The organism is Hyphomicrobiales bacterium, from assembly GCA_016125495.1.
Taxonomy (GTDB): domain Bacteria; phylum Pseudomonadota; class Alphaproteobacteria; order Rhizobiales; family RI-29; genus RI-29.
In genome coordinates this window covers 171627-185705 of sequence record WGLQ01000007.1, presented here as the reverse complement: position 1 = coordinate 185705, position 14079 = coordinate 171627, and the positions used below count along the sequence as shown (strand labels likewise).

General features: G+C 66.3%; 12 protein-coding genes and 1 pseudogene. 4 read left to right on the top strand and 9 right to left on the bottom strand.

The features are described 5' to 3' along the window. Positions 1–86: 86 nt before the first annotated feature. From GC150_06315 to GC150_06305, 3 genes are all read left to right on the top strand, one after another. Positions 87–281 carry a hypothetical protein gene (locus GC150_06315; protein MBI1384507.1) on the top strand — a complete coding sequence of 65 codons (195 nt, stop codon included), beginning with the start codon at positions 87–89 and terminating at the stop codon, positions 279–281. Positions 282–491: 210 nt separating this feature from the next. Next, positions 492–1835, top strand: coding sequence for a DUF898 family protein (locus GC150_06310; GenBank protein ID MBI1384506.1), 1344 nt, complete (start codon positions 492–494; stop codon positions 1833–1835). After that, the gene (locus GC150_06305) at positions 1822–2988 is read left to right on the top strand and encodes a M48 family metalloprotease (GenBank protein MBI1384505.1); all 1167 of its coding nucleotides are present in this window, start codon (positions 1822–1824) and stop codon (positions 2986–2988) included. Before GC150_06310 ends, GC150_06305 begins: the two co-directional genes overlap by 14 nt. Before the next feature lie 10 nt (positions 2989–2998). On the opposite strand, the gene GC150_06300 is transcribed toward GC150_06305, so the two are convergent. From GC150_06300 to GC150_06260, 9 genes and pseudogenes are all read right to left on the bottom strand, one after another. After that, entirely contained in the window at positions 2999–3937 is a 939-nt protein-coding gene (locus GC150_06300; GenBank protein MBI1384504.1) for a helix-turn-helix domain-containing protein, read from the bottom strand. Positions 3938–3968: 31 nt separating this feature from the next. After that, positions 3969–4430, bottom strand: coding sequence for an acyl-CoA thioesterase (locus GC150_06295; protein MBI1384503.1), 462 nt, complete (start codon positions 4428–4430; stop codon positions 3969–3971). A gap of 44 nt (positions 4431–4474) precedes the next feature. Next, positions 4475–5683, bottom strand: coding sequence for a benzoyl-CoA 2,3-epoxidase subunit BoxA (gene boxA / locus GC150_06290; protein MBI1384502.1), 1209 nt, complete (start codon positions 5681–5683; stop codon positions 4475–4477). Between the two features lie 92 nt (positions 5684–5775). Further along, a complete protein-coding gene (boxB, locus tag GC150_06285) occupies positions 5776–7227 on the bottom strand; it encodes a benzoyl-CoA 2,3-epoxidase subunit BoxB (GenBank protein MBI1384501.1) in 1452 nt (483 codons plus the stop codon). Positions 7228–7263: 36 nt separating this feature from the next. Beyond that, a pseudogene (locus GC150_06280) lies at positions 7264–7623 on the bottom strand (cupin domain-containing protein). A gap of 36 nt (positions 7624–7659) precedes the next feature. Continuing rightward, complete coding sequence (locus GC150_06275; GenBank protein MBI1384500.1) at positions 7660–9315, bottom strand: benzoyl-CoA-dihydrodiol lyase; 1656 nt, start codon at positions 9313–9315, stop codon at positions 7660–7662. A 21-nt stretch (positions 9316–9336) separates the two neighbouring features. Then, on the bottom strand, positions 9337–9873 hold the full coding sequence (locus tag GC150_06270) for a DUF309 domain-containing protein (protein MBI1384499.1): 537 nt from the start codon (positions 9871–9873) through the stop codon (positions 9337–9339). A gap of 116 nt (positions 9874–9989) precedes the next feature. Further along, on the bottom strand, positions 9990–10790 hold the full coding sequence (locus GC150_06265) for an alpha/beta fold hydrolase (protein ID MBI1384498.1): 801 nt from the start codon (positions 10788–10790) through the stop codon (positions 9990–9992). A gap of 56 nt (positions 10791–10846) precedes the next feature. Further along, the gene (locus GC150_06260; GenBank protein ID MBI1384497.1) at positions 10847–12457 is read right to left on the bottom strand and encodes a benzoate-CoA ligase family protein; all 1611 of its coding nucleotides are present in this window, start codon (positions 12455–12457) and stop codon (positions 10847–10849) included. A gap of 472 nt (positions 12458–12929) precedes the next feature. Between GC150_06260 and GC150_06255 the strand changes: the two genes are divergently transcribed. Further along, positions 12930–14051: an ABC transporter substrate-binding protein gene (locus GC150_06255; protein ID MBI1384496.1), complete on the top strand. Its 1122-nt coding sequence runs from the start codon at positions 12930–12932 to the stop codon at positions 14049–14051. Positions 14052–14079: the final 28 nt, after the last annotated feature.

Genomic DNA, 14079 nt, shown 5'->3' with positions numbered 1-14079 from the left:
GTGACGGACCCGCAACAGATTGCCAATCTGCAACAGTGCCGCCCCGCAGTGTCACGAGAACGCCGGTATGGGCAGTCCGAGGCGCTGTGCGACATAGGCGCCGGCGCCGACCAGCACGAGCAGCCCGGCGGCGGCGATGCCCTGCCAGCCAACGAGCCGGCAGGCCCGCTCGACCACCATGCTCGCCATGTAAACGAGGGCGGGCGCCAGAAGGGCCGCGATCACCGCGCCCGACTGGCCGAGGACGACGAGATTCTGCCGGACGTGTTCGGCATCATTGAGATTGGCAGCACCGATCGTCGTGACGACGAAGCCGGTGCCAAGGACGATGAACATCATTCCCAAGAGCAGTCGCATGGGGTACCCAACCGCTGGAATTGCAACACTTCGTTTCAGCCAGGATGGGATATTCGGGGAAGCGGGCTGGCACTTGGCGGTGATGGGGCAATTTCCTGGCGGCGAGTGGAGATCGCCGGGCCTCGGGCGAATGGATGCCGCAGCGCGTGCATTGCGGCCTCTCGGGGTTCCAGAATACGGGTAGCTGTTTCAGCACATGCCGGCGCTGGCCGGGGCCTGGGCATCCGGCTCGGGCGGATCGCTCGGAAAAGGCGAAGGAGGAGTCGATGGGGGATCCGTCGCTCGAGACGATCGGACCTTGGAACAGGGAACGTGACGGTCAACCGGCAGCGCCGGCCGGCGTTGCGACCTCCGAGGGCGCCGGTGCGGGTTCCGGCCCGACCGAGGCGGAGCGCGGCGAACCGGTCGTCTTCACCTGGCGCGGCAAGTCGAGCGATCTCATCGTCCTCAGCCTCCTCAATTTCGCGCTCATGGTGCTGACGGTGGGCATCTACTATTTCTGGGGCAAGGCCGAGGTGCGGCGGCGCATCTGGGCGTCGGTGCGCATCAACGATGAACCGCTCGTCTATACCGGGACGGGGCGCGAGCTCTTCTACGGCATGCTCATCGTCATCGGACTTTTTTTCCTGCCTGTCGCGCTGGCGATGTTCGGGCTGCAGATCTACCTCGGGCCGAACTCGCCCTGGGTGATCCTCGCCACCGTCGTCCTCTACATCGTCATTTTCTTCCTGATCGGCGTCGCCGTCTATCGCGCCCGGCGCTACCGGCTGTCGCGCACCATGTTCCGCGGCATCCGGGGAACCATGGAGGGCTCGGCGCTCACCTATGGGCTGTCGCAATTCTGGTCGACGCTGGCGATGCCGTTCACCATGGGTTGGCTGGTGCCCTGGCAGACCAACTACCTCAATCGGATCCTGACCAACGAAATGGTCTTCGGGGACAAGCGCTTCACCTACACGGGCAAGGCCGGGCCGCTCTATCCGCGCTTCACGGTCCTCTGGATCGGGGTGATCGTGCTCTACTTCGTCGCGATCGCGGCCTTCGCGGGGATGGCGGCTTTCCTGGCGCAAGGTGATCCCGAGCGCATGGAAAAGACGTTCGAGGCTCCCGACGGGATCGCGATCGGCGCATTCATCGCGATCGGGCTTTTCATCTATCTCTGCTATGCGATCCTCAGCGCCCTCTACAATGCCAAGGTTTTCCGCTATTTCGCGGAACAGACGACGTTCATGGGCGCAAAATTGCGGCTGGACGTGCACGCCCTCGGGCTGGTCTGGATCGTGGTCAGCAATTTCCTGCTCGTCGTGTTCTCGCTGACGATCCTGAGGCCCGTCGCGCAGGCGCGATTGATGCGCTACTTCGTCGAGCGGTTCAGCGTCGAGGGGCCGATCGACTTTTCATCCATCGTACAGAACAAGCGTGTCCTCGACCGGACAGGCGAGGGACTGGCGGAGGCATTCGACATTGACCCGTTCTGATCTCAAGACCTACACGGCCCGTCTCAGCGACGGCAAGACGGCCGCCAGCTATCAGGCGCGTGTCAGTTTTGCCGCGAACGGCATCCGGGTGGCGCGTGGCGATACCGGTCGCGAGGAAGTCTGGCCGATCGATTCGGTCTGGACCTCGGCGCCGGTGCGGCGCCACCACCTCGACGTGTTGTTGCATTCCAGGACATCTCCGGGCACCGCGCTTTTCATCGAGGACGACGATTTCGCCGAGGCCCTTCTCGCGCGGATGCCGCACGTCGGGCGCAAGGCTCACCTCTGGCGGTTTGCGCGGCCGGGGCTGGCGGTGGCTGCCGGGGTCGCGGTCGTCGCGGGTGTCTTCTGGGCCTTCGATCTTTCACCGGCGCGCGCGCTCGCCAACCTGATGCCGTCGAGTTTTCGGGAGAAGGCGGGTGAGAGCGTGTTCCTGGCGGTGGCGAGCGAGCGAAAGATCTGTGACACGACGGAGGGAAACGCGGCCGTCGAGCGCCTCGTCTCGCGTCTGACCGAGAACGCCGGGCCGATGCAGCGTTTCGACGTGGACGTTGTCGACTGGAACATCAACAATGCCTTCGCGCTGCCCGGCGGACGCGTGGTGCTGACCAAGGGCCTCGTGACGAACGCGCAGTCGCCGGACGAAGTGGCCGGTGTTCTCGCCCACGAGATCGGACATGCGGTTCATCTGCACCCCGAGACCGCCATGGTGCGCGCGCTCGGGCTGACCGTCGCGGCCAAGATCGTCTTTGCGGGCGGCTCGGACACCTTGGCTTCGGCCGGGGCGCTGCTCCTACAACTGCGCTACTCGCGCGATGCCGAGCGTGAGGCGGACGAGGAGGGCCTTCGTCTCCTCAGGGCGGCGGGTATCTCACCGGCACCGCTCGGCGATTTCTTCGAGCGCATCACGAAGGACACCGGGGAGGCCGGAAACTCAACGCTCGCGAGCGGGCTCGAACTGTTGAGCACGCATCCGGCGGTTGCCGAACGCATTGTCGCGATCCGCGATCAGGGGGCCTACGAGGCGCGTCCCGCACTCGAGGAGGCGGATTGGAAGGCGCTGAGGGCGATCTGTGGGGTTGCCGACCTCGATGATGGTGCCGGCCAGGGAAAGGGGTTGAAATCCTCGCGCGGCAAGGGGGGCAAGAACTGAAACGGACCGCTCAACGCGGTCCGGAGATGCCGAGCGCCGAGATCACGTCGAGGGTGTCCGCCAGGGTCCGCTCGACGGTGCGGCCGCTGGTCTCGACGACGGCGCGCGCGCGCGCATAGAGCGCCTCGCGGCTGCGCAGGATGTCCTGGAGTTCGGCGAGGGGAGCCGCGCTCTCGGCCATCGGGCGCTCGTCGCCCTGGCCGCGGACCCGCTCGAGATGGTCGGTCGGGGCGGCGCGCAGCCAGATGGCATGGAAATTCTTCAAGAGGAAATCGAAGGTTTCGGGCTCGGAGACGATGCCTCCCGCAACCGCCAGGACGACGCGGTCGTGGGTCGCCGCGATCTGCTCGATCGCCTGGCGCTCGAGGCGCCGGTAGCCCTCCTGTCCGTAGAGGGCGAAAATCTCCTGAACCGGCATGCCGCCGACCAGTTCGATCTCGGCGTTGAGTTCGTGAAACGGTGCATCGAGGCGGGCGGCACAGAGCTGTCCGATCGTCGATTTTCCCGCTCCCCTCAAGCCGATGAAGGCGATGCGGCGGGCCCGGGGATCACCGGCGAGGGCCGGATCGAGAATCTGCTGGACCTTGCGCCTCTGGGCGGGGCTCGCATGACGGTAGAGGGCGAGGATGGCGTGGGTGTCCGAGAGCCAGGGATCCTCCTCGGCGAGCAGCCACTCGATCGGCACGTCGAGTGCCAGTGAGATGCGCCTCAGGAGGGAAATCGAGATGTTACCGGCGCCTGCCTCGAGTTGGGCGAGGTAGCGCTCGGAGACGGCCGACTTCTGGGAGAGCGTGCGCCGGGAAAGGCCCTTTCGCGTCCGGCACGCATGGACGCGCTCGCCGACCGCGGTGAGGAAGGCGCCGACGCCGTCGTCCGCCCCGCCATCCTCGCCGGTCTCGTCCCGTGCGACGCCATGGAGGTTCAAGACGTTTGCCCTTGGCCTGCCCATCTCAGAACTCCATGCCTCTCCAAACTCGCGGTCAGTCCAGCCGGCCGGTGATGGGGGAGGGGGCGGCGCACGTGGCGGCGATCCTCTCCCTCAGGCGCGGCGGGATGGCGATCTTCGTGAAGGTGCCCGCTTCGACAAAGGCCGAGACGAGGCGCGCTTGAAAGCAAGGGGCTTGCGCCTGTCGGCCGGTCACATCGTATGTCACGGAGGAATTGCCGATCCGCGCAACGCCGACGATGCACTCGAGCGGGTGGCGGGGCGTTACGGGTGAGCGAAAGTCGAAGCTCATGTGGACGAAGGGCGTGCCGATGCCATACTCGAGGTTGAGGCGGTAGAAATCGGCGCCCGTGACGGCGGTCCACCATGCGTCGATCGCGGTGATCGCGAGGCGGGGCATCGTGCCGGTGTAGACGATCTGGGCGACGTCGCATTCCGCCCATCCGATGGTCTGGACGTGGCGCCAAGGGCCGACCGGGGGAGGTTCGGCGGGCATCGGAAAGTCGCCGGCCGGCGGTGGCATGCGCATGCCCTTGGCCATCAATAGGTCTCCACATGGTAGCGGCCCTGACGGCGCATCGCGGCTTTGAGATCGCCCCAGTCCCGGCCGGCGGCCTGGGCAACGCCCGAGAGGGCGGCGTCGACGCCCGCCTCCATGGCCTTGAGGCCGCAGATGTAGATGTGCGTTCCGGGATCGGCAAGCAGCGGGCCGAGCCGTCCGGCCTCACGCGCGATGCGATCCTGGACGTATTCCTTCTCATGCCCCGGAACGCGCGAGAAAACCAGGTGGCGATCCATGACGTCGGCGGGAATCTTGTTGAGGGGACCGAAATAGGGCAGGCTCTCGGGGGTGCGGGCGCCGAAGTAGAGATGGAGGCGACCGCGCGCGTCCGGCTGCGTGCGGCGGTGGCGCATGGTGAAGGCGCGCATCGGGGCCGAACCAGTCCCGGTACAGATCATGACGAGGCGGGCGGCTGGGTCGTCTGGCATCAGGAAGGTTGCGCCAAATGGCCCTGTCAGGCGGACCTCGTCGCCCTTGGCGAGGTCGCAGAGGAAGTTCGAGCAGACCCCGCCCGGCTCGCGCTTCACCGTCAGGGAGAGATTGTTGGTGTTCGGCCGTTCGCCGTCGCGTGGGCTCGAGACGGAATAGAGGCGGATGCGATGCGGCTCGCCATTGCCATCGAGACCCGGCGCGAGCACGCCGACGCTCTGGCCCTCGAGGACGGGAAAGACCTGCTGGCCGAGGTCGAGAATGATGTGGCGGACGTCACTGTCGGCGGCCTCACCGGTGAGGCGATAATTTCCCTGGACGACGGCTATGGCGGGGTGGGTGCGGCTGTAAAGGTTGACCGTGGCCTTGGAGGCGGACGCAGGGGCGCGTGCCGGCCCGCCCGCGCCGGCGTGAGCTTCGGAGAGGAGCCGCTCGATTTCCCCTTCGAGCGCTTCGATCGTGCCCGGAGCGTCGCCGCTGCCATCGGGGGCGGCGAGCGTTTCCTGGGCCGGCAACTCGCTCCACGAGAGCTGCTCTTCGAGCGAATAGGGGGAGAGGACGACGCGCCAGTTGTCGATCGATCCGGTCGGGCACGGCGCGATGCACGCCATGCAGTACTCGCACTTGGTGGCGTCGACGACGACGTTCTGGTCGTCGTGCGTGATGGCGCCAACCGGGCACGCCTCCTCACAGGTGTGGCAGCGGATGCAAATCTCGGGGTCGATCAGGTGCTGTTTGATGGGGCTGTGCGTCGTCATCGTCCCGTTTCAATCCCTTTGCGTCATGCCAGGCAGGGGGGCGGCGCCCCAGCATCCGACCGCAGGGGTGGACGCCGGGGCAGAGGTGCCAATCAGGCCATGTGGAGCTTCACGTACTCGAAATCGCCGGGCTTGTTGTCGATGCCGACGCGGGGTGGGGCGATCCAACCGGCATACTTGCCGGGCTCCCATTGCGGCTTCATGAGCGACTGGATGAAGTCGCCGTCGGCCTTGGAGGGAAGCCACTCGTCGCGCCGCGCATTCCACTCCTCGGTTCCGAGAACCGTACCCTCGGGGGTGATCGGCGCGCGCGTAAAGGCGCCGATCTGCCGGTGAAAGCCCTCGTGCGGCAATTTGAGCTCGAAGGCGATGCCGGACTTTTCGATGATCTGGTTCCAGCGCTTGACGCCGCCGCCGGCATCGCGGCTGTAGTCGTCGCGCAGCCGCATATTGATCGCCGAGAGCGCGGGCATGTCCTCGGCGATGATCGCGCCATCCTTCAAGAGGCGCACGGGATAGGTCGCACCGGAGAGCCGATGATCGTCGTCGAGACGCGCCTCCTGGTAGCGGCCCTTGATGCCGGCGTTGAAGGCGTTTGCCGCATTCGTCGAGACCTCCGAGCCGAAGAGGTCGAGGGAAAGAGTATAGTGCAGGTTCGCCTTTTTCTGGATGGTGGGCAGGTCGATGACGCCGAGAGCGCGAACGGCCGCGATGTCGTAGGGGTCCTCGATGCCGGCCTCATTCATCGCCTCGCAGGTCCGCTGGATGGTGCGCCCGACGCCCGTCTCTCCGACGAACATGTGATGCGCCTCCTCGGTCAGCATGAAGCGGCAGGTGCGCGAGAGGGGATCGAAACCCGACTGGGCGAGGGCCTCGAGCTGCATCTTGCCGTCGCGGTCGGTGAAATAGGTGAACATGAAGAAGGAGAGCCAATCGGGCGTCTCCTCGTTGAAGGCCCCGAGCATGCGGGGCGCTTCGGCCGAGCCGGACTGGCGGCGCAGCAACTCATCGGCCTCTTCGCGTCCGTCGGCACCGAAGTACTTGTGGAGGAGGTAAACCATGGCCCAGAGGTGACGGCCCTCCTCGACGTTCACCTGGAAGAGATTGCGCATGTCGTAGAGGGAGGGAGCGGTCTTGCCGAGATGGCGCTGCTGCTCGACGGAGGCGGGCTCGGTGTCGCCCTGGATGACGATGAGCCGGCGCAGCATGGCGCGATATTCTCCCGGCACCTCCTGCCAGGCGGGCTCGCCGAGGTGCTCGCCGCAAGGCACGCGCCGGTCCTCGACCTGCGGTGCCAGCAGCACGCCCCAGCGGTACTCGGGCATGCGGACATAATCGAACTTCGCCCAGCCCTTGGGGTCGACACTGACGGCCGTGCGCAAATAGACGAGGCTCTCCTGGAAGCCTTCGGGGCCCATGTCGTTCCACCAGTTGATGTAACCGGGGTGCCACTTCTCCAGCGCTTTCAGAACCCGCCGGTCGCTCGAGAGGCTGACGTTGTTCGGGATCAGCGTGTCGTAACTGACGTTGATGAGGTCATGCATCGCTCGTTCCTCTCTCGTTCGGCCGGCGGGCGGCACTCAGATACGCGTCTTGACGGCAGCCGCACGCTCGGTGCTGTCGCCAGTGTTGGGTTCTCCCGCGATCTCGATCAGCAGCACGTGCGCCTCCTCGTCGGCGACCGGGCGGTGGCGGACACCCCTGGGGACAACGTAGAGTCCTCCCTTCTCGAGGTGTACGTCACCCGCCTCCGTCTCGATGCGCATGCGGCCCTCGAGAACGAGGAAAAAATCATCGGTGTTCTCGTGGGCATGCCAGACGTATTCGCCCTTCAGCTTGACGACCATGATGTCGTGGCCATTGAAGGCCGAGACGATCTTCGGGGACTAGTGTTCGCTGAATGAGGCGAGCTTTGCTGCAAGATCGATGGCCTCGGGCATTCCTCTCCTCCGTGGTTTCGTCGCGGCCTCGACTTCTCAGACCCGGCGCATGTCGTATTCGCCGCGAACGCCCGTTCCGTAGCGCTTCAGTGCGCCCTTCTCTCCGACGGCGTTGGGGCGCTGGAAGACCCAGTTCTGCCAGGCGGTGAGGCGGCCGAAGATTCGCGTTTCCATGGTCTCGGGGCCGGCAAAGCGCAAATTCGCCTCCATCGCCGTCATGGCGTCGGGGGAAAAGCTGGCGCGTTCCTCGAGGAAAATGCGCGTCTCGTCGGCCCAGTCGATGTCGTCGAAGGCGAAGGTGACGAGGCCGGCCTCGCGGGCCGCATCGCCATCGAGGGTATCGCCCATCGCCTTTCGCGCGGCCTCGATGCGCTCGGGCTCGCCGAGGAAGCGCGTCTCGAGGCGCGAGAGGCCGTTCGACATCGGGAAGGGACCGAAATTAGCCGGCGAGAGTGTGAGCGTCGCTGCCGGCCGGTTGTCGCCCTCGAATTCGCCACTCGCCATGTAGCTGCGGTCGGCGGCGAAGGTGAGTTCGGCGAGCACGCCCGCAAAGCAGGAGCCCGGCTCGATGAACGTCGCGATCGAGCGCGCGGTGAGATCGACGCGCTTCAGGACCCGCCGCCAGAGGTGGCGCACCTCGTTGGCCAACCAATGCTCGGGATGGCCGAGGACGACGGCTTCGTGAGCGAGGACGGCGGCCGGATCGCCGACGGTGCGGATGACGAGGAGGCCGATCTCGAGCTCGTTGAGGCGCAAGTGCAGGATTGCGTCGTCGAGTTCGCGCGCGGCGCGGATGATCCAGCTGCCGGCGCCCTCCTCGGCGAGCGCGTCGGGTGAGGCGGGGGCTGCATCGATGGGGCCATGTATCGTGAGGCTGGCGCGGCGGGCCGCCCGATCGATGGCGACTTCTACGCTCGAATAGGTGATCGTATCGGCGCCGATGGTGCGCTCGAGCGGGGTGAGGGCAACGCCCTTCGCGCCGGCCGGGCGGCTCGAGCGGGTGGCGAACTCGCGTGCCCGTTCGGCGACGATCTCCTCGAAGCGTGAGTTCGGGACGATTTCATCGACGAGGCGCCATTCCACCGCGCGGCGCCCCTTGATGCCCTCCTCGATGGAACAGAAAACATCCGCGAGGTCACGGCGCACCTTGCGCTTGTCGGTGACGCGGGTGAGGCCGCCCGTGCCGGGCAGGACGGCGAGCAGCGGGACCTCCGGGAGTGCCACGGACGAGGCGCCGTCGTCGGCGAGGATGATGTGGTCACACGCGAGGGCGAGTTCGTAGCCGCCGCCCGCGCACGCGCCCCTGATGGCTGCAATGTAGGTCTGGCCCGAGGCCGACCCGTTCTCCTCGAGCGCGATGCGCGTCTCGTTGGTGAACTTGCAGAAGTTGACCTTGTGGGCGTGGTCGGCGGCCGCCAGCATGCGGATGTTGGCGCCAGCACAGAAGACGCGCTCCTTGCCCGAGCGGATGACGACGCAGCGCACCTGTGGATACTCGAAGCGCAAGCGCTGCACCGCGTCCGCCAGTTCGATGTCGACGCCGAGGTCGTACGAATTGAGCTTCAACTCGTAGCCGCCGAGCAACCCGCCATCTTCGGCGACGTCCATGACGAGATGGGCGACGTCGCCATCCAGCTCGATGCGCCAGTGGCGGTAGCGTGAGGGATCGGTCTGGAAGTCGATGAAGGTCACGCGGGCTCTCCCTCTGTCGGATCAGGTATTATAATGCAGTTGCTGTGCGGGTGGCAACGCGATCTGCGCGGTTACCTCGTGCAGGGCGGCGTCAACTTGTGCGCTATTGTGCATTATAATGCAAGTCAACTCGTCATGGAGCGCCTGGAGAATCTGCCCTGCGTCGGCTGCGGTTTCGGTCGTGCCGGAGCCTTGGGAGGCGATCCGCGCGGCCAGCGAGGCGAGTTCCTTGGAGATCGGTCCGACCAGAACTCCGAGAAGGGGCTCTTTCGATCCGGACGGGTCGGCATCGCGAAAGCGGTCGGCCGCGAGCAGGGCGAGGCGCTTGCCGGCGCCGAGGCGACCCATGGACAATTTGAGTGCGGCGTTGGCCACCTGGATGAGGCCCTGCACGAGGGCGCGCTCGCGGCTGTTCGGCCGGCTCGCCATCCAGACGGCTTCCCAGACTTCGTGCGCCTCCCAATGGAAGCCGGCGCGCAGCAGGGCGTGGCCGTAGAGGTAGGGGTGGTTGCTGCTCCAGTCGGCTTCGGTCGGGGCCGACGTGACGCGCCGCGCCATGCGGCTGGCCGGGTGGTCGGCGTCGGGACGGGCGGTCGAGCCCGGCCGGTGCGGTGTGTTGGGGAGGGCCGGCCAGGGTAGCGGTCCACCGAGCCCTGTACCGGTTCGCGCGCGCGTCATGGCTTCGACTCGCGATGGGTTGCCACCAACGGGCGTGCGCCTTGGCCGGCGAAGCGTTCGGCGAAGCCCGCGACCAAGGTCATCAACCGCTCGGGCTGCTCGATGTGGCAGGCGTGGCGGCAATCCTCCAGCACCGCGAGTTCGACCGGGCCACGCGCCAGCTCGCGGACGATCTCGATCTGGGCGAGGGTGCCGTACTGGTCCCCTCGTCCCTGGATGGCGAGGACGGGGCGGTCGATGCGCGAGAGCGGTTCGGTGATTTGCCAGGAGGCGAAATCGGGGTGAAGCCAGACGTCGTTCCAGCCGCGAAAGGCGGCATCGACATGGTCGTGGTAGCGGGCGAGGCGGGTGCGCAGGTCACCGTGGTCGAATGCCTGCCGGGCCTTCGCGATCTCGGCGAGGCCCATCGGCTCGGTGAAGAAATGCGGGGCGATTAGAACGATGCCCGTCACTCGGGGATCGGCAACGGTTCCGGCATGGATGGCGGCGATCGAGGCGCCGTCGCTGTGCCCGACGATGAGGCCGCGCCGAAAGCCGATCGCATCGAGCACCCGGGGCAGGACGTCGACCGCCTCGTGCGTCATGAAATCGAGCGGGCGGGGGAGCGCGCAGGCGTCCGAGCGGCCATAGCCCAAGCGGGAAAAGGCGAACACGCCGTGCCCGGTCGCCTCGGCCAGACGGTTCGGGAAGTCCCGCCAGAGCGCCATGGAGCCGAGTCCTTCGTGCAGGAGCACGATGGTCGGAGCCTCGTGCGGCGGCGGGCCCCAAGCCCTGCATTCGAGTCGGGCACCGTCCATGTCGAGTGTCGGCGCTTCGATCGATCGCCAGTTCTGCCAGCTCACGCCCTGCCCGTTCACTTGGGGCGCTCCTCGAGCTCGCGCAGCTTGAAGCGTTGGATCTTGCCTGTCGCCGTCTTCGGCAATTCGGAGACGAATTCGATCCAGCGCGGATATTTCCATTTGCCGACGGCGGCCTGGACGTGTGCCTTCAGTTCCTCGGCGAGGTCGCGCGAGCTTTCGCCCGCCTTGAGGACGACGAATGCCTTGGGCTTCAACAGGTGCTCGGCGTCTTCGCTGGCGATGACGGCGGCTTCGAGCACGCTGGGGTGGGAGATCAGCGCTTGCTCGACCTCGAAGGGCGAGACCCAGATGCCCCCGACCTTGAACATGTCGTCGGTGCGACCGCAATAGACGTAGCGTCCATCCGCACGGCGTTCGTATTTGTCGCCGGTGCGGGTCCAGTGTCCCTCGAAGGTGCTGCGGCTCTTGGCGCGCTGATTCCAATAACCCTCCGATGCCGAAGGACCCTTGACCAGCAATTCGCCGACCTCACCGTCCGCGACGTCCTCGTTCGCCTCGTCGACGAGCCTCAGGTCATAGCCGGGGACCGCAATTCCGGAAGTGCCGTAGACGACGTTGCCGGGTGCGTTCGAGAGGAAAATGTGGAGCATCTCGGTCGAACCGACACCGTCGAGGATGTCGGCTCCGGTCAGCGCCTTCCAGCGCTTGCCGATGTCCTCCGGCAGCGCCTCGCCGGCCGAGGCGCAGAGGCGCAAGCGCTCGAGGCCCGCGGGCCGCGCGCCGCCAGCCGCCGCCAGGAGAGCGGCATAGAGGGTCGGTACGCCGAAGAATATGGTCGGCCGATAGCGCGCGAAGGTGGCAAAGACGCTGTCGGGTGTCGGGCGGGTGGGCAGCAGCGCCGTGGTGGCGCCGACCGACATCGGGAACGTCATGCTGTTGCCGAGACCATAGGCAAAGAACAGCTTGGCTGCCGAATAGACGGTGTCGTCCTTGCGGATGGCGAGCACCTGGGCGCCATACGTGTCGGCAGTGGCCGCGAGGCTCTCGTGAACGTGGCGCACGCCCTTCGGCCAACCCGTCGAGCCGGAGGAGTAGAGCCAGAAGGCGCAGTCGTCGGGGGACGCCTCGACCATCGTGCCGGGGGTGGCACGGGCGAGTTCGCTCGCAAAGTCGAGGTGGCCGTCGGCGCGCGCGGTGGCTTGAGTGCCGCGCCCCCAGAAGCTTCGACGGGCCGGTGCGCTGGGGCCGGGGCCGGCGGCGATGACGAACACCTGTTCGAGATCGGCGAGGCGGCCGAGGATGGGGGCGACCGTCGCCAGCAGGGCCTCGGAAACGAAGAGCGCGCGGGCGCGGCTGTCCTGCAAGATGAACTCGTAATAGTCGCGCGAGAGCAGCGTGTTGAGCGGCACCGGCACGACCCCGGCCTTGATCGCGCCCCAGAAGATGACGGGAAACTCGATGGTGTCGAGCACCAGCATGGCGACCCGCTGCTCGCGACGAATGCCGTGCCGGGCGAGCAGCCCCACCATGAGGTCGCTCTGGCGGGCGAGGTCCCCGTAACTCAGCGTGCGCTCGCCTTCGAGGAATGCAGACCTGTCGCCGCGCCCTTCGCTCACGTGGCGGTCGACGAAATATCGTGCCGCATTGCCGTTCGTGTCATTCAACTTGGCGTCCTCCCTGACACGGGGCACGGCACGGCAATCAGCCGTCGATGCCCGCAAACCCTGCTCTTGCCGCCGCGGCGGCTGGCGAGTGGCCTGGAGCCGGGGCGCGACGACGGCAGGTTGATATGCACTATATTGCATCATCCTCCGAGGTCAGCAAGAGGCTTCGATGGTGATCCTGGCGTCCCGTGGCAGGGTCATCACGGTGGGTTCGGTGCCGGGGCTGGGTGTCACGAGACGGGTGTGGTTGACGGTCCGATCCGGGAGTGCTGCCTGTCGGAGCGTGCGTCGGTTCGATGGGGGCGCCCACCATGGATCATGAATTATAATGCTTGATTTGCGGCGAGCGCTGTCCTAGCGTCGCGCGAACGTGGCCCATCAGGATCGCGCCAACCATCAACGAGTTGGGAGGAAACGTATGAGGAAGTCATTGCAGGCGCTGGCGGCCGGGCTGCTGGTGGCGACCACGGCGATGGCCGTGGTTCCCGCGGAGGCCAAGAGCGTCAAGGTCGGGCTGCTGCTGCCCTATTCGAGCGTCTTTGCCGCGCTCGGCAAGGAGATCGACGAGGGCTTCGCGCTCGCGCTCGAGCGGCATGGTGCGGAGGCCGGCGCGACCTTCGAGATCGTGCGCGAAGACACCGAGGTCAAGCCGCCGGTCGGGCTCGCCAAGGCCAAGAAGATGGTGCTCGAGGACAAGGTCGACGTGATGGTCGGCATCGTCTCGTCCGGCGTGCTGGCGGCGATCCGTGACTTCATCGACCAGTCCAAAATGCCGCTGATTGTCGCCAATGCCGGCAACGACGACGCCACGGGTGAGAACTGCAGCCGCTATATCGTGCGCGTTTCCTTCTCAAACGGTCAGGTCAACCGGCCGATGGGCTCCTGGCTCTACAGCCAGGGCGTGCGTAAGATCTACACGCTCGCGGCCGACTACGCCGCCGGTCACCAGATGATCGAAACGTTCAGCAAGGAGTTCACCAAAGTCGGCGGCGAGATCGTCGGCAGTGACTGGACCCCGTTCCGCCAGACCAAGGATTTCGGGCCCTACCTGACGAAGGCGATGAACTCCGGCGCGGATGGCATTTTCGTCTTCTATGCGGGCGGTGAGGCGATCGCGTTCGTCAAGCAGTACGCCGAATTCGGTGTCAAAGGGAAAATGAAGCTCTACGGCTCGGGCTTCCTGACCTCCCCGCTCTACGTCAACGCGCAAGGGCCGGCGGCCGAGGGTGTGATCGCCTCGCTCCATTACGTGCCGACGATCGATACGCCGGCGAACAAGGAGTTCGTCGAGGTCTTCAAGGCCAAGTACAACCGGGTGCCGTCGGAGTATGCGGTGCAGGGCTACGACGCCGGCCGTGCGCTCGTCGAGGCGCTCAAGACCAACCCCGGCGACAGTGAGGCGCTCGCGCGTGCCCTCTCGGCGGTCAAGTTCGAGGGGCCCCGTGGTCCCTTCCAGATCGATCCGGCGACCAACAACATCGTCCAGAACATCTACATCTTCGAGACCGTCGCAGGTGAGGGCGGGCTCACGCAGAAGGTGGTGGGCGTCGTCGAGAACGTCCGTGACGAACCGATGGGCTGCAAGCTGCAGTAGCAGCGGCGATCAATCGACCGGGAGGCGA